Origin of the sequence: Micromonospora tulbaghiae, assembly GCF_900091605.1 — a bacterium.
GTDB classification, from domain to species: Bacteria; Actinomycetota; Actinomycetes; order Mycobacteriales; family Micromonosporaceae; genus Micromonospora; species Micromonospora tulbaghiae.
This window is the reverse complement of sequence record NZ_FMCQ01000003.1, coordinates 414,679-432,680: the sequence shown is the minus strand read 5'-3', so window position 1 is coordinate 432,680 and position 18,002 is coordinate 414,679. Positions and strand designations below refer to the sequence as shown.

Genomic DNA, 18,002 nt, shown 5'->3' with positions numbered 1-18,002 from the left:
GACTCAGTATGAGCGGTGTCGGCGTTCTCGACAAGGCGGTGGTCATCCTGGCCGCCTGTGTCGACGGCGCCAGCCTGGCCGAACTCGTTGAACGCACCAAGCTGCCCCGGGCCACTGCGCACCGGCTGGCACAGGCGCTGGAGATCCACCGGATGCTCGTCCGGGACACCCAGGGGCGCTGGCGCCCGGGTCCACGCCTGGGCGAGCTGGCCAACGCGGCCCCGGACGTGCTCCTGACCGCCGCCGAGCCGCTGCTCGCCGCGCTACGGGACGCCACCGGCGAAAGCGCCCAGCTCTACCTGCGCCGCGCCGACGAGCGGATCTGTGTGGCCGCCGCCGAGCGTGCCAGCGGCCTTCGGGACACCGTCCCGGTCGGCTCGGTGCTGCCGATGACCGCCGGTTCGGCGGCGCAGATCCTGCTCGCCTGGGAGCCGCCGGAGGCGGTCATGCCGCTGCTCCCCCGCTCCAAGTTCACCGGCCGCACGCTGGCCGAGGTGCGGCGGCGCGGATGGGCGCAGAGCGTCGCGGAGCGGGAGGCGGGTGTGGCGAGCGTCTCGGCGCCGATCCGCGACCGCACCGGGCGGGTGATCGCCGCGATCAGCATCTCCGGCCCGATCGAGCGCCTCGGCCGCCGCCCCGGGGAACGCCACGCCATGGCCGTGGTCCGAGCCGGCCAGCGCCTCTCCGGCCTCTGACCCACCCTCCTATCGCGTTGATCATGAAGTTAGCGGCATTTTTGATCTCCCCAACTACCGCTAACTTCATGATCAACGGGGTGAGGGGGGTGAGGGTGGGGGATGCGGAACGGCCCGCCTCGCTTGGCGAGACGGGCCGTTCCTGGGTGTAGCCCCGACCGGATTCGAACCGGCGCTACCGCCTTGAGAGGGCGGCGTCCTGGGCCGCTAGACGACGGGGCCAGGCACTTTTCGTGCTTCACCACCCTGCCGGGCGGTGTGGCAGTAGTCTAGCGGCATCCCGTCCGGCAGCACCGAGGGGGGCCACCCCCTGCGCACGTGGCCAGGACAGCAGAAAGCCCGCCCCGGAAAACGGGACGGGCTGTCGGTGCTGTAGCCCCGACCGGATTCGAACCGGCGCTACCGCCTTGAGAGGGCGGCGTCCTGGGCCGCTAGACGACGGGGCCAGAACCTTCATTGCACTCCGTCAGCGTGAGCTGCCGGAATCCAGCGTCCGAGGGTTCTCGCGAACCCGCGGCTGCGCTGGGGTACCAGGACTCGAACCTAGACTAACTGAACCAGAATCAGTCGGGCTGCCAATTACCCCATACCCCATTGGCCCCTTGCGGCGCCGGGAATGAACTTTACCCTCCCGGTGCCGACAGGCCAAATCCAACCCCTCGAAACCCACCTGACCAGCGGAAACGAGGCATCGGAGCGAATCAGGCGACGGGGACCACCGGGTTGCTCAGCTCCCCGATCCCCTGGATCCGCACGGTGACCGTATCCCCCTCGGTGAGCGGGCTAACCCCCGCCGGCGTGCCGGTCAGGACCACGTCGCCGGGCAGCAACGTCATCACGTGCGAGATGTACGACACCAGGCCGGGAACGTCGAACACCATGTCCTTGGTCCGGCCGAGCTGGCGTACCTCCATCTCCTCCGGGTTGCGGCCCACCTCACACCGGATCTCCAGGTCGCTGACGTCGAGACCGGTGGTGATCCAGGGACCGATCGGGCAGAACGAGTCGAAGCCCTTGGCGCGGGTCCACTGCCCGTCGGAGCGCTGAAGGTCCCGCGCGGTGACGTCGTTGGCGCAGGTGTAGCCGAAGATGGCCCGCTCGGCGGCGGCCCGGTCGGCCCGGCGGGCGCCCGGTGCGCCGATCACCACGGCGAGTTCCGCCTCGTGCTCGACCTGCTTGGAGAAGATCGGCAGCCGGATGGCGTCGCGCGGGCCGATCACCGAGGTGGACGGCTTGAGGAAGAGCAGCGGCTCCTTGGGCACCTCGCTGCCGTGCTCGGCGGCGTGCTCGGCGTAGTTACGGCCGACACAGACCACCTTGCTGGGCAGGATCGGCGACAGCAGCCGGACGTCGGAGAGCGCCCAACGGGCACCGGAGAACTGGATCTGCCCGAACGGGTGGCCCTCGATCTCGGCGATGGTCAGGCCCTGCGGCCCGGCCTCCGGCTCGCCCTCGACGACCCCGAACGACATTCCCTTGGCATGAGCAAAACGAGCGATACGCACCCGGCCAATCTATCCCCGCCCGCGTGCCGCCCGGCGGACACCGGCAGGCGGCACGCCCGGCCGCCGCGCCACGCCCTCGCCGACCGCCGCCGGGCCCCGGACCGGCCAAGTGCCGAGCAGGGTACGCGCGATCGCGCCGGACGGGGCGGGAATGGCGGCTTCGTACCCGCCCGGCGGCCCCCGGCCCATAGCTTCGGGTCCGGAGGTTCGTTGGTATGCCTGCATCGAGACGACACCACAGGGCCCTGGCAGTGTTCGTGAACTGCCTCGGCGTCATCGCCGCCGTACCGGCGCTGTCCCCGGCGACGCCAGGCGCGGCCGCCGCCCCCGCCCGTCCGGCCCCACCACCGGCGGTCATCCCCGGTGCCGCGGCCACCCCGATCCCGACCGGCGTACCGGCGGTGCCCCCGGCGGTGCCGACCACCGGCCCGGCCCCGGTCCGGCCGTCGATGCCCCCGGTCAGCGTGGCGGTGGGCGCGTCGGGCACCCCGGCGCCGGGCTACCGGATCGAGGTCCGCAACGCCGGCTCGGCGCCCGTCGACACGATGGTCCGGCAGGAGCTGCCGAACGGCTCGCGGGCCACCACGGTGACCGGCGGTGGCCGGGCCAGCCGACCCGCCGGGATGAGCGCCGGTGAGGTGACCTGGCGGCTGCGGCTGCCGGCGAAGAGCACCACAACCCTGCACACCGCGCTGTCGGTCCCCGGTCCGGGCCGCTCGGTGACCGCACCCACCTGCGTCTACGGCACGGACGGCACCCGTCCCTTCGACTGCGCCACGGCGACCTGGGTGGGCGCCGCGACGGCCCCGGCGGCACAGGTCACCGCCGCCCCGGCCTGGCGGCGGCCCCCGGTGCTGCTTGCCGCGTTCACCGCGCTGCTGGTGGTCACCGCAGGTGTGCTGTGGTGGGCGGTGTGGCGCCGCCGCCGACGCACCGCGGCGGGAAGCGCCGCGCCGGGCAGCACGGCCCGCGGCGGGACGGGCGCCCCCGGAGGCGGCGCGACGCCCACCGGTACGCCCGTGGGCGGCGCCATGCACACCGGCACCCCCGGAAGCGGTGTGCCCGGCGCAGGCATGCCGGGCGGAGCCGGACCGGGCCAGGGACCACCCGAACGCGGCACCGTCTATCCGCGTACGGCAGTGCCGTCGCCCGCGAGCCGCCGTCGCCGGCCGCCGGTCTGGCTCGTGGTCGGCGTGGCGGCCGCGGTGCTCGCCGGTGTGGTCGGCGCGGCCGCCTGGTCGGCCACGCAGCGGGTGGCCGCGATGGACACCACCAAGCAGCCGACGAGCGGCGCGTGGGTGGGCAGCAGCGTCACCGGCGCGCTGGGCCAGCCGCTGCGCGAGACCGCGTTCGAGTTCACCGTCTACCGGGTGAGCTGCGGCGCCGGCGTCCTGCCGGCGGCGCCGGGCGGCGGACGCCCCTGCCTGGCCACGGTCGGGGTGCGCAACCTCACCAACGAGGACCAGACCTGGCACGGGCAGTTGCAGCGGGCGTACCTGCCGAGCGGCAACTGGGTGGCAGCCGACGAGGACGCGACCCGCGTGGCGAACCTGGGCCGGGACGTCTTCTCCCAGCCGGTGGCCGCCGGGCGGCGGGTGCTGCTACCCCTGGTGTTCACCATGCGCGGCGACGAGCCGCCGAAGCGGTTGGAGCTGCGCAGCGGCGTCTTCTCCGCGGGCGTGCGGGTGGACGTGGCGTGATCCGGGCACGGGCGGCGGTCGTACCCTGGGGTGTGTGACCGCCGCCCTCGCCCCCGCGCTCGACCTGGCCGACTGGCGGGCGCGCCGGCACGCCCACGAGGCGCGGGTGGACGCCTGGCTGACGCCGCACCTGGCCCGCCGCCGTTCCGGGGTGAAGCACCCGGTGGAGGACTTCCTGTTCACCTACTACTCGCACCGCCCGGCGCAGTTGCGCCGCTGGCACCCGGGTGCGGGCGTGGTGCTGCGCGACGCCGACCCGGCCGGTTTCGGCCCGGACTACACCGCGAGCGCCGCCGGGCTCACGCTCGACACCGATCGGGTACGCGCGCGGCGCGCCGAGTCGATCGCCTGGATCCGTACGCTGCTCGCGGCGACCGCCGGGCGCCCGGCGCAGTTCGGCTGTTTCGGCATGCACGAGTGGGCGATGGTCTACCGGCAGACCCAGGAGCAGGTACGGCACAACGCCTGGCCGTTACGGCTGAGCCCGGCGGCGACGGCGGAGGTGGTCGAGGAGCGCGGCGTGCGGTGCAGCCACTTCGACGCGTTCCGGTTCTTCACCGCGCCGGCCCGGCCGCTCAACGTGCTCCAGCCGACCCGGGAGGGTCAGCACGCGCTGGAGCAGCCGGGCTGCCTGCACGCCAACATGGATCTCTACAAGTGGGCGTACAAGCTGTCGCCGCTGGTGCCGTCGGAGCTGGTGGCGGACTGCTTCGCGCTGGCCCGGGAGATCCGGGAGCTGGACATGCGGGCCAGCCCGTACGACCTGGCCGACCTGGGTTACCCGCCGGTGCGGGTGGAGACGCCGGAGGGCCGGGCCGAGTACGCCGCCGCCCAGCGCGGGTTCGCCGAGCGGGCCGCCGGGTTGCGTACCCGGCTGCTGGCCGCGCTGGACCGGGCCGCGCCGGCCGGCCGACGCTGAGCGCGGGGCCGGCCGGCGCGGGGATCAGTTCGCGGCGCAGGTCAGCGCCGGCGCCGGGTTCGGGACGGCACCGTCGGCCAGGAACCCGAACGTGGTCTGGGCGGCCGGGGCCAGGGCGCCGTTCCAGCTCGCGTTCCGGGCGGTCACCGTGGTTCCGCTCTGCGTCACGTCCGCGCTCCACGCCTGGCTGATCCGCTGGCCGGCGGTGAGCGGGAAGCGCACGGTCCAGCCGGCGATCGACGCGGCGCCGCCGTTGCGGACCGTCACCTCCCCCTGGAAGCCGCCGGGCCACTGACCGGCGAGGCGCCAGGTGGCGGTGCAGCCGCCCGCCGTGGGCGTCGGGCTGGCGGTGGGTGACGGGCTGGTCGTCGGTGACGGGCTGGTCGTGGGCGTCGGGCTGACGGTCGGCGACGGTGTGGGGCTGCCGGTCGGGGACGCGGTCGGGCCGGGCGTGGTCCGGTCCAGCGCGGCGACCAGCGCCGGGTACCACCTGTCGGACATCTTCTGGTCGCCGGCGGCGTTCGGGTGCACGCCGTCGTACGTGTCGGTGGCGGTGCTGAACCCGGTCCACTGGTCGACCACCACGATCGGCGACGCGGCTGTCGTCTTCCCGGCCGCCCAGCCGTCGACGAGCGAGTTGAGCGCCACCGTCCGCTGGCCGCACTCGGGGCAGCTCGCCGGGTTCATCGGGATGATCTTCGCGACCAGCACGGTCATGGCCGGGTTGGCGGCCCGCATCTGGTCCACCAGCTTCGAGTAGGCGGCCAGGATCGTGGCGGGCGCGATGTTGCTCCACACGTCGTTGGTGCCGAAGTGCATGAGCACGACGTCCGGCCGGGTGGCGGCCAGCCAGCCCGGCAGCAGGTTCTGGTTCGCCACGTTCGTCGCGAGGTAGCCGCCGTGCCCTTCGTTGTCGCCGTCGTACGGCACACCGCAGCCCTGCGGCCCGAGCGTACCGACGAAGTCGACGTCGGTGTGGCCGGTGGACTGGAGGCGGTTCCAGAGCACTGCCCGCCAGCAGCCCGGCGACCCGGTGATGGAGTCGCCGAGCGGCATGACGCGGACCGGGGTGGCCGCCGCGGCGGCCGGGGGTGTGGTGGCGGTGAGGGCGAGGCCGAGGGCGAGGGCCGGCAGCAGCGCGGCGAGCGCGGTCAGCGCGGCGCGCAGGGGGTTTCGGGACATGCGGAAGGGACTCCTGTCACGGTGACGTGGTGGTCGGTGACGGCCCTGAAGCTCCCGTACGCATTGAAGCGCTTCGACGCCTCCGGCTCAACCCTCCGGGTGCCCCCGATGGCGGTTCCACTCCGGGGCGAGGATCGACATGACGGTGGCGTCCACCCAGTCGTCGCCGTCGCGCAGCACCTGGCGCAGCGTCCCCTCGGCGACGAAGCCCACCTTCTCGTAGGCGCGCCGGGCACGGGGGTTGAACGCGAACACCTCCAGCCCGATGCGGTGCAGGCCGAGCTGCTCGAAGCCGTACCCGACGATGAGCCGGACCGCCTCGGTGCCGAGGCCGCGGTCGCGGCCGCCGGGGCCGATGAGCGTGCGGAAGTTACAGCTCGCGTTGGCCCGGTCCCACTCGTTGAGGACCACCTCGCCGACGCAGGCGCCACCGGCCCGGTCCACCACCGCGAGGTCGAGCCGGTCGTCCTGCCTGTTGCGGGTGCCGTACCAGGCGCGCAGCCGGGACGGCTCGAACGTCTCGCCGGCCGGGCTGCCGGTCAGCCGGACCGCCTCCGGGTCGGCCAGGATCGTGGCGAGCGCCGGCAGGTCGTCGTCGTGGAACGGGCGCAGCACCACGCGCTCGCCGGTGAGCGTGGGCTTGACGGAGAAGTCGATCACGTGGCGAAATTCTCCGGGCGGCGCGCGTGGCGGCTCAACATATTTTCGGTCAGTCGCCGTCCACCCGGCGGTCGCGTTTGCGCTGGGACTGGCGCTTCTTCTCGGCCAGGCGGCGTTCCTTGGCGCCGCGCGACGGGCGGGTCGGGCGACGTGGCTTCGGCGGCGGCGCGACCGCCTCGCGCAGCAGCGCGGCCATCCGTGCCCGGGCGGCCTCCCGGTTGGCCAGTTGCGCGCGGTGCTCACTGGCGGTCACGGTCAGCACGCCGTCGACCAGGCGGCCGGCGAGCCGGGCCAGCGCCCGTTCCCGCAGCGTCTCCGGCACGCTCGGCGAGCCGCCCAGGTCGAAGCTCAGCTCCACCCGGGAGTCGGTGGTGTTCACTCCCTGCCCGCCCGGGCCGGACGAGCGGGAGAACCGCTCCCGCAGCTCGGCGGCGGGAACCACGAGCCGATCGGTGACCCGCAGTCCGTCGTCCACTCCCCGAGGCTAGCGCCCGGCGCGGTGACTCGGGGTGGGGGTGGCGCTCGGCGTGGGACCGGCCCGTTCCTCGCCGCCGCCGGACGCCGCGTACGCGGCCGCACCGACGAGCAGCAGGGCGATCACCGCGAGCTTGAGGACCACGCCCCGGATCGCGAGCCAGGCGTTGCGCCGCGCGCCGGGGACGCTGGTCCGGATCGTCTGGTAGTCCGTCCAGCCGCGTTTCGCCCGCGCGTAGGAGGCGCCGACACCGGCGCCGATGATCAGGCCCACCACGAGGAGGGCCGCAATGACAGCTTGCTCCACCTCCGCCAGTATCCATACTCAGCGTAATATTTCTATGCCCCAATGATCCCACGCCGGATATCCGACACTTCGCACCGATCTTGCGACGCCTGTGCAGGTCAGCGCCGCGCGGGGCGCCGAAGCAACCCCGCGCGGGTGGCCGCGCCGGCGGCTCAGCCGCCCCGGCCGATGATGGTGTCGGCGGTCTGCTGGACCTGGTCGATCGGGATGGCGAAGCCGATGCCGATGGAGCCGTTGCCGTCGATGGTGGCGATCGCGGTGTTCACGCCGACCACCTCGCCGCGCGCGTTCACCAGCGGCCCGCCGGAGTTGCCCGGGTTGATGGAGGCGTCGGTCTGCACCGCCGTGTGCCGGCCGTTGCCGATCCGTACCTGCCGGTTGAGCGCGCTGACGATGCCCGCGGTGACCGTCCCGGCGAGCCCGAGCGGCGACCCGACCGCGAGCACCGGCTCCCCCACCCTCGTCGAGTTCGCCTTGGCCAGCGGCAACGGCGGCAACCCGGCCGACACGGGCACCTTCAGAACCGCCAGGTCGCTGGCCGGTTCCCGGCCCACCACCTCGGCCGGGAAACGCCGTCCGTCCGAGGTCTCCACAGTGACCGCGCCGGAACCGCCCCGGGCCAGGATGTGGTCGTTGGTGACGATGTGCTGCTCGTTGTCGATGGCGAACCCGGAGCCTGACGCGGACGCGCCGGAGCGGCCCCCGACCATCACCGAGACCACCCCGGGCACCGTCTTGCCTGCGGCGGTGACCAGCTCGGCCGGCACCGGCGCGGCGGACGCCGCTGTCGGTCCCGGCGCGCCCCGGTCGGCCGCCCAGGTGCCGGCCGCCGCGCCGGAGACGGTGGACAGCGCCACCACCGCCGCCACGCTCAGCAGCCGGTGCCGCAGGCTGCGCCGCCCGGCCTCCGGCCCACCCCCGGGTACGTCCCGGTAGCCGCGCCCGTCCGGGTCCAGCTCCGGCGAGACGAACCACGGTCCGCGCGGCTCGCCGAGTCCGGTCTGCACTGCCATGCCTGGCTCCTCACGTGTCGTGCGGTCGTGCGGTCGTGGTGTGCGGGGTCAGGGCAGCCGGGAGAACCACCGCAGCGAGCCGGCGGCGGCGCCCATCGCCAGGACCAGCCCGAGGCCGATGAAGCGGGCCGAGATGTCCTGCCGTTCGGTGCGGTAGCCGACCGAGGTGCCGATGTCCTCGTAGACGTCCTTCAGCTCCGCGGTGGTGGACGCCTCGTGGAAGCCGCCGCCGGTCTGCTCGGCGACCGCCCGCAGCGTCTGGCCGTCCACCGGCACCTGGATCGCCCGGCCGCCCCGGTCCACCGAGCCGCCGGGCGTGCCGAAGGAGATGGTGTGCACCGGCACCTTCGCGGCGACCGCCTGGTCGGCGGCCTCCATCGGGTCCATGCCGGAGGTGTTCGCGCCGTCGGAGAGGATGATGATCCGGGCCGGCGGCGGATCCTTGGCGGCGGTGGCGTCCAGGCTCTTGACCGCGCCGAGCGACGTGCTGATCGCCTCGCCGATGGCGGTGCCCTGCACACCGGTGATGCCCTCGGCGAGCCGCCCGATGCCGTCGTGCAGCGCCTCCCGGTCGGTGCTCGGCGGCACCAGCACCGCCGCGCTGCCGGCGAACGCGACGAGGCCGACGTTGAACTCGTCCGGCAGCCCGTCGACGAACCGCCGGCCCGCCTCCTTGGCCGCGCTCAACCGGTCCGGGTCCACGTCACCGGCGAGCATCGAGGTGGAGACGTCCACCGCGACCATCACGGTGGCCCGTTCCCGGGGCACCCGCACCTCCGCCTCGGGCCGGGCGAACCCGACCACCAGCAGCGCCAGCATGGCGAGGAACAGACCCGCCGGGACGTGCCGCCGCCAGGCCGGGCGGCGCGGGGCGACCCGGTCCAGCAGGCGCAGGTTGGTGAAGCGCACCGCGTACCTGCTCTGCCGCCGTTGCAGCACCAGATAGCCGGCGACCAGGGCGACGACGGCGAGCAGCAGCCAGAGGCGGGCAGGTGACTGCCAGGTCATGCGACACCTCCGCGGGCGGCGGCCGGCACCGTGGCCAGCCGGCGCTGCTCGTGCACGTACCGGACGACGTCCGCGCACCAGTCCCGATCGGTGCACAGCGCCAGATGGGTCGCCCCGGCCCGGCGCAGCGTGCGGCGCACCTGGTCGCGCTGCTCGGCGGCGGCGCGCGCGTACCGCTCGCGCAGGCCCGGGTCGCCGGTCCACACCTCGCGGTGCCGGCCGCTCTCCGGGTCGACGAGCGTGACCAGGCCGACGTCGGGCAGTTCCAGCTCGCGCGGGTCGGTCACCTCGACCGCGAGCACCTGGTGCCGTACCGCGAGGCGGCGCAGCGCCGCGGCCCACGGGGGCGGCGCGGCGTCCGGGTCGTCGGGCAGCTCGTCGAGGAAGTCGGAGACGATCACCACGAGCCCGCGCCGGGTCGCGACGCGCTGGAGACCGTCCAGCCCTTCGGCAAGGCCCGGCGTCGCGTCCCGCGGTCCCGCGCCGTCGGAGTCCAGCCCGTCTCCGGTACGCGGGGCGCCGAGCAGCGCGCGGAGCAGCCCGAGCAGATGGGTACGCCCGCTGCGGGCCGGGAACCGGCGCAGCCCGTCCGGCGTGAGCACCTGGGCGCCGAGCCGGTTGCCGACCCCGGCGGTGAGGAAGCCGATCGCGGCCACGGCGGCCACCGCCAGTTCCCGCTTGTCCAGCGTGGACGTCCCGTACTCCATGCTGGGACTGGCGTCGACGAGCAGCCAGGTGGTCAGTTCCCGGTCCGCGTCGACCTCGCGTACGTGCGGAACTGTGGTCCGGGCGGTGACCGCCCAGTCCATCCGGCGTACCTCGTCCTCGCCGGGGCGGTACTCGCGGCTGCCGGCCGCCTCGCTGCCGGGTCCGGGCAGCAGGCCGCGGTACCGGCCGTGCAGCAGGCCGTCGAGCCGTCGGGTCACTGTCAGCTCCAGCCGGCGCAGCCGCTGGTCCGGGGCGAGATCGGCGAGCCCGGGTTCGGCCGCGCCGGTCATGCCGCCGCCAGGTCGTTCATCGTCTCCGTGGGCCCGTTCACCAGCCGGGGTGGCGGTACCGCCTCGATCACGCGGCGCACCACGTCCTCGCCGGAGATCCCGTCGGCGATCGCGTCGAAGGAGAGCACGAGCCGGTGCGCCAGCACGTCCACCGCCAGTTCCCGGATGTCCTCGGGGAGCACGTAGTCCCGGCCGTGGACGAGCGCCTGGGCGCGGGCGGCGGCCACCAGGCCGAGCGTGGCCCGGGGGCTGGCCCCGTACGCCAGCAGGGGCGCGACGTCGGGCAGGCCGAAGCGTTCCGGGTCGCGGGTGGCGAGGATGAGGCGTACCACGTACTCGGCGAGCGCGTGGTGGACGAACACGTCGGTGGCGCGGCGCTGGAGTTCGCGCAGCCGGGCCGGGTCGAGCACGGTACACGCGGTGGGGCGTTCGGCGCTCATCCGGTAGAGGATGGCCAGTTCGTCGGCGTCGCTCGGGTAGTCGACCACGACCTTCATCAGGAAGCGGTCGCGCTGCGCCTCGGGGAGCTGGTAGACGCCCTCGGACTCGATCGGGTTCTGGGTGGCCAGGACCAGGAACGGGTCCGGCACCGGCCAGCTCCGGCCGGCGATGGAGACCTGCCGCTCGGCCATCGCCTCGAGCAGCGCCGACTGCACCTTGGCCGGGGCCCGGTTGATCTCGTCGGCGAGCACCAGGTTCGCCATGATCGGCCCCAGCTCCACGTCGAACTGCTCGGTCGAGGCGCGGTAGATGCGGGTGCCGACGATGTCGGAGGGGACCAGGTCGGGGGTGAACTGGATCCGGGAGAACGTGCCGCCGACCACTGTGGCGAGCGTCTGCGCCGCCAGCGTCTTGGCCACTCCCGGTACGCCCTCCAGCAGGCAGTGCCCGTCGGCGATCAGTGCGGTGAGCAGGCGGTCGACGAGCCGATCCTGCCCGACGATCACGCGTCTGACCTCGGCGAGGGTCTGTTCCAGCTCGACGCCGCTCGCGTCGGCGTCGACCGGGCTGAGCACGCTGGCCGGGGTGTCCGAGATGTCCGTCACGGTGCTTGCTTCCCGTGCCGGACCGCCGACAAACGTCGGATTATCGGCCCCTGGGCGGCCGTTCCCTCAACGGACGGGCACCATCTCCCCGATCGGGCGGGAACGGCACGAACCGGCGCGGCACCGGCCGGACCGGCACGGAACACGACACCGGTCCCCGCCGGAGCGGGGACCGGTGCGGGGCCGGACGGGTCAGTTGGCGATGACCAGGTGGAACGGCCGGTCGGCGGCGCCACCGGTGGAGTTGCGGGTCTGCACGAAGACCGCGTTCGGGGTCAGCGTGCGAGGCGCGACCGACACCTCACCGGCGGGCGGCACGTTCGCCGTGTCGTTCGTGCCGATGGTCGCCACGTACGCCTTGGCGGACACGTTGTAGTCCAGCAGCACCTGGTACTGCCCGGCGGACACGCCGGTGCCCGGGGTGAACCGGAACGAGGACACCACGTTGCCGGAGTGCTGCAACAGCGTCCCGTTGGCCGCCACGACGGCCCAGGCGACCTGGCCGGCGGCCGGTGGGGCCAGGGTGGCCCGCATCGCGGTCCGGGCGGCCTGCCGCTCGACGGCGGTCACCGGCGGCTGCGCCGTGGAGTGCCGGACGCCGGGCTGTGGCTTCGCCTCCGGCTGGGCGGCCGCGGCGATCCCGCCACCGGCCAGGCTGAGCGACAGCGCGGCGAGCGCCACCACCGTCGCCTTTCGCTTGAAGAATGTGGCCATGAGTTCTCCCTTTGTGGGCCGTGGTGATACGGCGACTGCGCGCGTCAAATTGCGGATCATCGGGTATCCGCCGGGAGCGCACCACTCGTGAGCTGGCCTTACTACAGAGAGTCGCGACGTCTCAACCAGGTGGAACCTAGCACCGTAAAATGCAGGTGGTCAATAGTGTTATTGCGTGTCCGACCGATCCTCGAAGTTGCCCCAAAATTGCGAGGAACAATTCGCGAAATTGTTTCGGAGGACGTCGCGTCCGCCCGGCTCCGGGTAGCCTCACCATCATGATCACCCTGCCGCCACTGCCCCGGGCCGGCACCCGGGGCGGCCGCCCGGCCACCGTCGCGTGCTGGCTCGCGGTCGCGCCGGTCGCCGCGTGGGCGCTGGTACGCCTGACCGGACTGGAACGCGGTCCGCTGGTGCTGGCGTTCGCGTTCACGCCGTACGTCGCCGCCGTGGCCCCGGTCGTGGCGGTGGCGGCGCTCGCCCTGCGGCGCCGCGCCCCGGCGGTGGTCGCGGCCCTCGCCGCGGTGGCGCTGATCGTCGCGGTGGCGCCCCGCGCGATTCCCGGCGACCGGCCCGCCGCCGCCGGGCCGACGCTGCGGCTGCTCACCGCCAACCTGCGCCTCGGCTCGGCCGACCCGGCGGCGCTGGTCGGCCTGGTCCGCGATCAGCGGGTGGACGTGCTCACGGTGCAGGAACTCACCCCGGCGCTCGCGGCCGAGCTGGACCGGCTCGGCCTGGCCACGCTGCTGCCGCACCGGTCGCTGAGCCCCGAGGTCGGCTCGACCGGCTCCGGCGTGTACGCCCGGCACCCGCTGCGCGATGCCGGTCACCGGCGCAACCAGGGCTTCTTCTTCACCCAGGCGTACGCGACGGTGACGGTGCCGGGGGCGCCGCCGCTGCGGGTGGAGTCGGCGCACCCGGCCGCGCCGTACGCCCCGGACGTGGTGCCGGACTGGTGGACCGACCAGCGCGCCCAGCCACCGGCCACCCCGGACGGCGGGCTGAGCGTGCTGGCCGGTGACTTCAACGCCACGCTCGACCACGCGGCGCTGCGCCGCCTGATCGCCACCGGCTACACCGACGCGGCGGATGCGGCCGGGGCCGGGTTCGGCGGCACCTGGGGCCCGTACGACGGCGACCCGATCCCGCCGGTCGCCATCGACCACGTGCTCGTGGACCGGCGCATCGCGGTGCACGCCGCCGGCACCCACCCGGTGCCGGGCAGCGACCACCGCGCGCTGCTGGCCGAGCTGCGCCTGCCCGCCGGCTGAGTCAGGCCGCCGTCCCGCCCGGCACCCGGGCCCGGTCCAGGCCGTAGGTGAGCGCGTCGACCAGGGCGTGCCAGCTCGCCTCGACCACGTTCGGGTGCACGCCCACAGTGGTCCAGTCGCGGCCGACGCCGGCCGTCTCCACGAGCACGCGCGTGACCGCGCCGGTGCCGTGGCTGCCCTCCAGGATGCGCACCTTGTAGTCGGCCAGCTCGAACTCGCGCAGCTCCGGGTAGTGGCGGGCCAGACCCACCCGCAGAGCCTCGTCCAGCGCGTTGACCGGGCCGTTGCCCTCGGCGGTGGCGATCACCCGCTCGCCTCGTACGCGAATCTTCACTGTGGCCTCGGAGACCACGGCGCCGTCCTCGCGGTGCTCGACGATCACCCGGTACGACTCCAGCGCGAACGGCCGGACCGGCGCGGCGCCCGACAGCTCGGAGCGGACCAGCAGCTCGAACGAGGCGTCGGCGGCCTCGAACGACCAGCCGTCGGCCTCCAGTTCCTTCACGCGCCCGGTGACCCGGGACAGGGTGTCCGGATGGCCGGCCAGGTCCAGACCGAGCTCACGGCTCTTGAGCTCGATGCTGGCCCGGCCGGCCATCTCGGTCACCAGGATCCGCATGTCGTTGCCCACCACAGTGGGTTCCACGTGGTTGTAGAGCAACGGGTCGACCTTGATCGCGCTCGCGTGCAGCCCGGCCTTGTGAGCGAAGGCGGCGGCCCCGACGTAGGCCTGGTGGGTGTCGGGGGCGATGTTGGCGATCTCGGCGATGGCGTGCGAGACCCGCACCATCTGTTCCAGGCAGCCCTCCGGTAGGACGGGCATGCCCAGCTTGAGCTGGAGGTTGGCGACGATCGCGAAGATGTCGGCGTTGCCGGGGCGCTCGCCGTACCCGTTGGCGGTGCCCTGCACGTGCCGGACGCCCGCCTCGACCGCGGCGATCGTGTTCGCGACCGCGCAGGCGGTGTCGTTCTGCGCGTGCATGCCGAGCCGTTCCGGCGCGATCCCGGTCCGCGCCACCAGTCCCTCGATCACGGCGGTGACCTGGGAGGGCAGCATGCCGCCGTTGGTGTCGCAGAGCACGAACCGCTCGGCGCCGGCGGCCAGTGCGGTCTCCGCCACGGCGGAGGTGTAGCCCGGGTCGAAGCGGAACCCGTCGTAGCAGTGCTCCCCGTCGACGAAGACGCGCCGGCCCTGCGCCACCAGGTACGAGACGGTGTCGCGGATCATCGCGAGGTTCTCCTCGGCGGTGGTGCGCAGCGCCCGCTCCACGTGCCGCAGGTCCGCCTTGGCGACCAGGGCCACGGCCGGGGTCTGCGCGTCGAGCAGGCCGCGCACCTGCGGGTCGTCCTCGACCGCGAGGCCGGCCTTGCGGGTGGCGCCGAAGGCGACCAGGATCGCGTGCCGCAGCTCCAACTCGGTACGGGCGCGGCGGAAGAACTCGGTGTCCTTGGGCACCGCGCCCGGCCAGCCGCCCTCGATGAAGCCGACTCCGAGGTCGTCCAGCAGGCGGGCCACCGCCAGCTTGTCGACCACCGAGTACGTGAGCCCTTCGCGCTGCGCGCCGTCGCGCAGCGTCGTGTCGTACACCTGGAACGTCATCGGAGTCCTCTTCTCGTGCCCTGGGGAGCAAACAAAAAGACCCCCCGCGGATGCGGGAGGTCTGCGCGCTCGGCGAGGGAAGGGCCGGCGCGCTAGCTGCTAATGATCAGGACGAAGCTGGTCACGACCCGTACTCTGCCACCCCGCCCCCGGTTTTGGGAGGCGTAACCCATATTCCGGGACGACGACCCGCCCGGTGATCGTCTTCACACCCGGGCACGCCCGCCACGAGCGCAAACGGGCCTACGGAAGAATCTTGAACAGATCCAGTTACTGGCCCGGCGGTGCTGCCGGGCCACGCTCAAGGAGGACCCGTGCTCACTGTCGGTGACCACTTCCCCGAGTACGAACTCACCGCCTGCGTGTCGCTCGACGCCGACAAGGCGTTCGAGACGATCAACCACAAGTCCCACGAGGGCCAGTGGCGCGTCGTGTTCTTCTGGCCGAAGGACTTCACCTTCATCTGCCCGACCGAGATCGCCGAGTTCGGCCGCCTCAACGGCGAGTTCGCCGACCGGGACGCCCAGGTGCTCGGCGTCTCCGTCGACAACGAGTTCGTCCACTACGCCTGGCGCAAGGACCACCCGGACCTGCGCGAGCTGCCCTTCCCGATGCTCAGCGACATCAAGCGTGAGCTGACCTCCGCCTGCGGCGTGCTCGGCTCCGACGGTGTCGCGCAGCGGGCCACCTTCATCGTGGACCCGAACAACGAGATCCAGTTCGCCATGGTGACCGCCGGTTCGGTCGGCCGCAACGTCTCCGAGGTGCTGCGGGTGCTCGACGCGCTCCAGACCGACGAGCTGTGCCCGTGCAACTGGAACTCCGGCGGCGCGACGCTCGACGCCAACGCGCTCCTCGCCGGCGCCGGGGCCTGACATGGGCCTGGACGTGATCAAGGCAGGTCTGCCCGAGTACGCCAAGGACATCCGGCTCAACCTCGGCTCCACCATCACCACCTCGACGCTGAAGCCGGAGCAGGCGTGGGGCACCGCCCTGGCCTGCGCGGTGGCGGCCCGCAACCCGGTGGTGCTGCGGGAGATCGCCGCCGAGGCGGCCGGTCACCTCACGCCCGAGGCGGTCCAGGCGGCCAAGGGCGCGGCGGCGGTCATGGCGATGAACAACGTCTACTACCGGGCCAAGCACCTGATCGGCGACGAGCAGTACGCGTCGCTGCCGGCCCGCCTGCGGATGCAGATCATCGCCCGCCCCGGCGTGGAGAAGACCGACTTCGAGCTGTGGTGCCTCGCCGTCTCGGCGATCACCGGCTGCGGCGTCTGCCTGGAGTCGCACGAGAAGACGCTGCGCGCCGCCGGGTTCAGTCGTGAGCAGGTGCACGAGGGGCTGCGGATCGCCGCCGTCGTACACGCCGCCGCGGTGACCCTGGACGCGGAGGCCGCACTGGCCTGATCCACCCTCCGCGCGCCCGACCGGCGCCGCGCGGGCCGACGACCCGAGGGGCCGGCGTCACCAGCGTGGCGCCGGCCTCGGCGTCTGCGGGCCGTCCGCCGGCCCTTCGGCGGTTGGCCCCCGGACAGCGTGGGTAACCCTCCCGACTGATGACGGCGCCGCGACAGCCGCGGCCCTCGGGACGGGAGGCGGCACATGGACGGACTGGACCCGCGCGCCACGCACGGCGGCACCGAGCCGATCCTCGACGACGGCCGGGGCACGGTCGCCGGCGGCGCTCCGGCGGGCGCCTTCGACCCGTGGCGCTACCGCGACGAGGCGGGCGTGGCGAGCGCCGACCTGACCGGCTACAAGGTCGAGGCCACCGACGGCGCCATCGGCAAGATCGACCGGGCGAGCCACGAGGTGGACGACAGCTACCTGGTCGTGGACACCGGGCCGTGGGTCTTCGGCAAGAAGGTGATGCTCCCGGCCGGGACCGTGAACCACGTCGACCACGACGCCCGCACCGTGCACGTCGACCGGGAGAAGGACCAGATCAAGGCCGCCCCGGAGTACGACGAGTCCAGCCACGCCGACCCGGGCTACCGGGACCGGCTGGGCGGCTACTACGGCGAGAACCACTCGGCGCTGCCGCCGGACGTACCGCCGCGCATCTGACACCTCGGCGACGGCCGGCGGGGACGTGCTGACGCCCCGCCGGCCGTTACCGTGTCAGCTGTGGACGCCCCGGAGAGCCCCTTCCCCGCCCTGTTCAACTTCCGCGACGTCGGCGGATACGCCGCTCGCGACGGGCGCACCGTCCGCCGCGGCCGGCTCTACCGCTCCGACTCGCTGCACCGCATCGACGACACCGACCGGACGGCGTTCACCGCGCTCGGCATCCGTACCGTGATCGACCTGCGCCGGCCGTCCGAGGTGGAACGCGACGGGCGGGTGCCCGACTACGACGGCCTGACCTACCGGCACATCCACCCCGAGCACGCCGACTGGGCCGCGAACCGGTTCGACTCCTCCGGCGTCAGCCTGGCCCGCTACCTGGCCGACCGCTACGCCGACCTGGCGCGGACCGGCACGGCCGGGCTCGCCGAGGCGGTCGGGTTGATCGCGGACAGCGCCAACGCCCCGGTGGTGGTGCACTGCGTCGCCGGCAAGGACCGCACCGGCATCGTCTGCGCGCTCACGCTGGCGGTGCTCGGGGTGCCCGACGAGGACGTGGTCGCCGACTACGCCCTCAGCAGCGCCGCGTCGCAGCGCTTCGCCGAGTGGGTACGCGCCACGCTGCCGGACGCGGAGGAACCGCCGCCGCCGTTCCTGGCCTCCCCGGCCGAGGCGATGGAACTGTTCCTCGCCGAGCTGCGCGGCGGCTACGGCTCCGTCGAGGGCTACCTGACCCACGCCGGCGTCACCGAGGCGCAGCTGGAGTCCCTCCGCACCCACCTCCTGGACGAGCCCGCCCAGCGGTGATCAAGGACCGAACTCCTTGATCACCGCGTGCGGGCC

General features: G+C 73.6%; 19 protein-coding genes and 3 tRNA genes. 8 read left to right on the top strand and 14 right to left on the bottom strand.

Annotated elements, in window-relative coordinates:
• The first annotated feature begins 8 nt into the window (after positions 1 to 8).
• Positions 9 to 695, top strand: a complete 687-nt coding sequence (locus GA0070562_RS10950) for an IclR family transcriptional regulator (protein WP_013284529.1) — start codon at positions 9 to 11, stop codon at positions 693 to 695.
• Positions 696 to 844: 149 nt separating this feature from the next.
• Here GA0070562_RS10950 and GA0070562_RS10945 read toward each other — a convergent pair.
• From GA0070562_RS10945 to GA0070562_RS10930, 4 genes are all read right to left on the bottom strand, one after another.
• Positions 845 to 917 (bottom strand) — tRNA-Glu (locus GA0070562_RS10945).
• Between the two features lie 151 nt (positions 918 to 1,068).
• A tRNA-Glu gene (locus GA0070562_RS10940) sits at positions 1,069 to 1,141 on the bottom strand.
• A gap of 76 nt (positions 1,142 to 1,217) precedes the next feature.
• Positions 1,218 to 1,289 (bottom strand) — tRNA-Gln (locus GA0070562_RS10935).
• A gap of 107 nt (positions 1,290 to 1,396) precedes the next feature.
• Positions 1,397 to 2,200, bottom strand: a complete 804-nt coding sequence (locus GA0070562_RS10930; protein ID WP_013284528.1) for a fumarylacetoacetate hydrolase family protein — start codon at positions 2,198 to 2,200, stop codon at positions 1,397 to 1,399.
• A 215-nt stretch (positions 2,201 to 2,415) separates the two neighbouring features.
• Between GA0070562_RS10930 and GA0070562_RS10925 the strand changes: the two genes are divergently transcribed.
• Positions 2,416 to 3,900 (top strand): hypothetical protein, encoded by a 1,485-nt coding sequence (locus GA0070562_RS10925; RefSeq protein WP_091419412.1) that lies wholly within the window; start codon positions 2,416 to 2,418, stop codon positions 3,898 to 3,900.
• Positions 3,901 to 3,934: 34 nt separating this feature from the next.
• The gene (locus GA0070562_RS10920; protein WP_091419409.1) at positions 3,935 to 4,819 is read left to right on the top strand and encodes a 3-methyladenine DNA glycosylase; all 885 of its coding nucleotides are present in this window, start codon (positions 3,935 to 3,937) and stop codon (positions 4,817 to 4,819) included.
• A gap of 24 nt (positions 4,820 to 4,843) precedes the next feature.
• Here the strand turns inward: GA0070562_RS10920 and GA0070562_RS10915 are convergent, their stop codons facing one another.
• The 9 genes from GA0070562_RS10915 to GA0070562_RS10875 all read right to left on the bottom strand — a co-directional run bounded on the left by GA0070562_RS10915 (position 4,844) and on the right by GA0070562_RS10875 (position 12,221).
• The gene (locus GA0070562_RS10915; RefSeq protein WP_091419406.1) at positions 4,844 to 6,001 is read right to left on the bottom strand and encodes a cellulose binding domain-containing protein; all 1,158 of its coding nucleotides are present in this window, start codon (positions 5,999 to 6,001) and stop codon (positions 4,844 to 4,846) included.
• An 87-nt stretch (positions 6,002 to 6,088) separates the two neighbouring features.
• Positions 6,089 to 6,661 (bottom strand): GNAT family N-acetyltransferase, encoded by a 573-nt coding sequence (locus GA0070562_RS10910; protein ID WP_091419402.1) that lies wholly within the window; start codon positions 6,659 to 6,661, stop codon positions 6,089 to 6,091.
• 49 nt (positions 6,662 to 6,710) lie between these two features.
• The gene (gene arfB, locus GA0070562_RS10905) at positions 6,711 to 7,136 is read right to left on the bottom strand and encodes an alternative ribosome rescue aminoacyl-tRNA hydrolase ArfB (RefSeq protein ID WP_091419400.1); all 426 of its coding nucleotides are present in this window, start codon (positions 7,134 to 7,136) and stop codon (positions 6,711 to 6,713) included.
• Between the two features lie 9 nt (positions 7,137 to 7,145).
• Positions 7,146 to 7,442 carry a hypothetical protein gene (locus GA0070562_RS10900; protein WP_091419397.1) on the bottom strand — a complete coding sequence of 99 codons (297 nt, stop codon included), beginning with the start codon at positions 7,440 to 7,442 and terminating at the stop codon, positions 7,146 to 7,148.
• A gap of 152 nt (positions 7,443 to 7,594) precedes the next feature.
• Entirely contained in the window at positions 7,595 to 8,455 is an 861-nt protein-coding gene (locus tag GA0070562_RS10895; RefSeq protein ID WP_091419395.1) for a S1C family serine protease, read from the bottom strand.
• 48 nt (positions 8,456 to 8,503) lie between these two features.
• Positions 8,504 to 9,463 carry a VWA domain-containing protein gene (locus GA0070562_RS10890; RefSeq protein ID WP_091419392.1) on the bottom strand — a complete coding sequence of 320 codons (960 nt, stop codon included), beginning with the start codon at positions 9,461 to 9,463 and terminating at the stop codon, positions 8,504 to 8,506.
• Positions 9,460 to 10,461: a DUF58 domain-containing protein gene (locus tag GA0070562_RS10885; protein ID WP_091419390.1), complete on the bottom strand. Its 1,002-nt coding sequence runs from the start codon at positions 10,459 to 10,461 to the stop codon at positions 9,460 to 9,462. Before GA0070562_RS10885 ends, GA0070562_RS10890 begins: the two co-directional genes overlap by 4 nt.
• Complete coding sequence (locus tag GA0070562_RS10880; protein ID WP_091419387.1) at positions 10,458 to 11,507, bottom strand: AAA family ATPase; 1,050 nt, start codon at positions 11,505 to 11,507, stop codon at positions 10,458 to 10,460. Before GA0070562_RS10880 ends, GA0070562_RS10885 begins: the two co-directional genes overlap by 4 nt.
• A 192-nt stretch (positions 11,508 to 11,699) precedes the next feature.
• Complete coding sequence (locus GA0070562_RS10875) at positions 11,700 to 12,221, bottom strand: hypothetical protein (protein ID WP_091419385.1); 522 nt, start codon at positions 12,219 to 12,221, stop codon at positions 11,700 to 11,702.
• A 278-nt stretch (positions 12,222 to 12,499) separates the two neighbouring features.
• Between GA0070562_RS10875 and GA0070562_RS10870 the strand changes: the two genes are divergently transcribed.
• Complete coding sequence (locus GA0070562_RS10870) at positions 12,500 to 13,492, top strand: endonuclease/exonuclease/phosphatase family protein (RefSeq protein WP_175438699.1); 993 nt, start codon at positions 12,500 to 12,502, stop codon at positions 13,490 to 13,492.
• A gap of 1 nt (position 13,493) precedes the next feature.
• On the opposite strand, the gene cimA is transcribed toward GA0070562_RS10870, so the two are convergent.
• Positions 13,494 to 15,092 carry a citramalate synthase gene (gene cimA / locus GA0070562_RS10865; RefSeq protein WP_091419382.1) on the bottom strand — a complete coding sequence of 533 codons (1,599 nt, stop codon included), beginning with the start codon at positions 15,090 to 15,092 and terminating at the stop codon, positions 13,494 to 13,496.
• Between the two features lie 314 nt (positions 15,093 to 15,406).
• On the opposite strand from cimA, the gene GA0070562_RS10860 reads away from it, so the two are divergent.
• From GA0070562_RS10860 to GA0070562_RS10845, 4 genes are all read left to right on the top strand, one after another.
• Positions 15,407 to 15,967, top strand: coding sequence for a peroxiredoxin (locus GA0070562_RS10860; protein ID WP_091419379.1), 561 nt, complete (start codon positions 15,407 to 15,409; stop codon positions 15,965 to 15,967).
• 1 nt (position 15,968) lies between these two features.
• Positions 15,969 to 16,499, top strand: coding sequence for an alkylhydroperoxidase, AhpD family (ahpD, locus tag GA0070562_RS10855; protein WP_091419376.1), 531 nt, complete (start codon positions 15,969 to 15,971; stop codon positions 16,497 to 16,499).
• 195 nt (positions 16,500 to 16,694) lie between these two features.
• On the top strand, positions 16,695 to 17,159 hold the full coding sequence (locus GA0070562_RS10850) for a hypothetical protein (RefSeq protein ID WP_091419374.1): 465 nt from the start codon (positions 16,695 to 16,697) through the stop codon (positions 17,157 to 17,159).
• A gap of 51 nt (positions 17,160 to 17,210) precedes the next feature.
• The gene (locus GA0070562_RS10845) at positions 17,211 to 17,966 is read left to right on the top strand and encodes a tyrosine-protein phosphatase (protein ID WP_091419372.1); all 756 of its coding nucleotides are present in this window, start codon (positions 17,211 to 17,213) and stop codon (positions 17,964 to 17,966) included.
• Positions 17,967 to 18,002: the final 36 nt, after the last annotated feature.

What these genes read in the sequence shown, in the direction of transcription:
- GA0070562_RS10950 (WP_013284529.1), top strand. Translation starts at nt 9, where the DNA reads ATGAGCGGTGTCGGCGTTCTCGACAAGGCGGTGGTCATCCTGGCCGCC.
- GA0070562_RS10925 (WP_091419412.1), top strand. Translation starts at nt 2,416, where the DNA reads ATGCCTGCATCGAGACGACACCACAGGGCCCTGGCAGTGTTCGTGAAC.
- GA0070562_RS10915 (WP_091419406.1), bottom strand. Translation starts at nt 6,001, where the DNA reads ATGTCCCGAAACCCCCTGCGCGCCGCGCTGACCGCGCTCGCCGCGCTG.
- GA0070562_RS10895 (WP_091419395.1), bottom strand. Translation starts at nt 8,455, where the DNA reads ATGGCAGTGCAGACCGGACTCGGCGAGCCGCGCGGACCGTGGTTCGTC.
- GA0070562_RS10890 (WP_091419392.1), bottom strand. Translation starts at nt 9,463, where the DNA reads ATGACCTGGCAGTCACCTGCCCGCCTCTGGCTGCTGCTCGCCGTCGTC.
- GA0070562_RS10885 (WP_091419390.1), bottom strand. Translation starts at nt 10,461, where the DNA reads ATGACCGGCGCGGCCGAACCCGGGCTCGCCGATCTCGCCCCGGACCAG.
- GA0070562_RS10875 (WP_091419385.1), bottom strand. Translation starts at nt 12,221, where the DNA reads ATGGCCACATTCTTCAAGCGAAAGGCGACGGTGGTGGCGCTCGCCGCG.
- GA0070562_RS10870 (WP_175438699.1), top strand. Translation starts at nt 12,500, where the DNA reads ATGATCACCCTGCCGCCACTGCCCCGGGCCGGCACCCGGGGCGGCCGC.
- cimA (WP_091419382.1), bottom strand. Translation starts at nt 15,092, where the DNA reads ATGACGTTCCAGGTGTACGACACGACGCTGCGCGACGGCGCGCAGCGC.
- ahpD (WP_091419376.1), top strand. Translation starts at nt 15,969, where the DNA reads ATGGGCCTGGACGTGATCAAGGCAGGTCTGCCCGAGTACGCCAAGGAC.
- GA0070562_RS10850 (WP_091419374.1), top strand. Translation starts at nt 16,695, where the DNA reads ATGGACGGACTGGACCCGCGCGCCACGCACGGCGGCACCGAGCCGATC.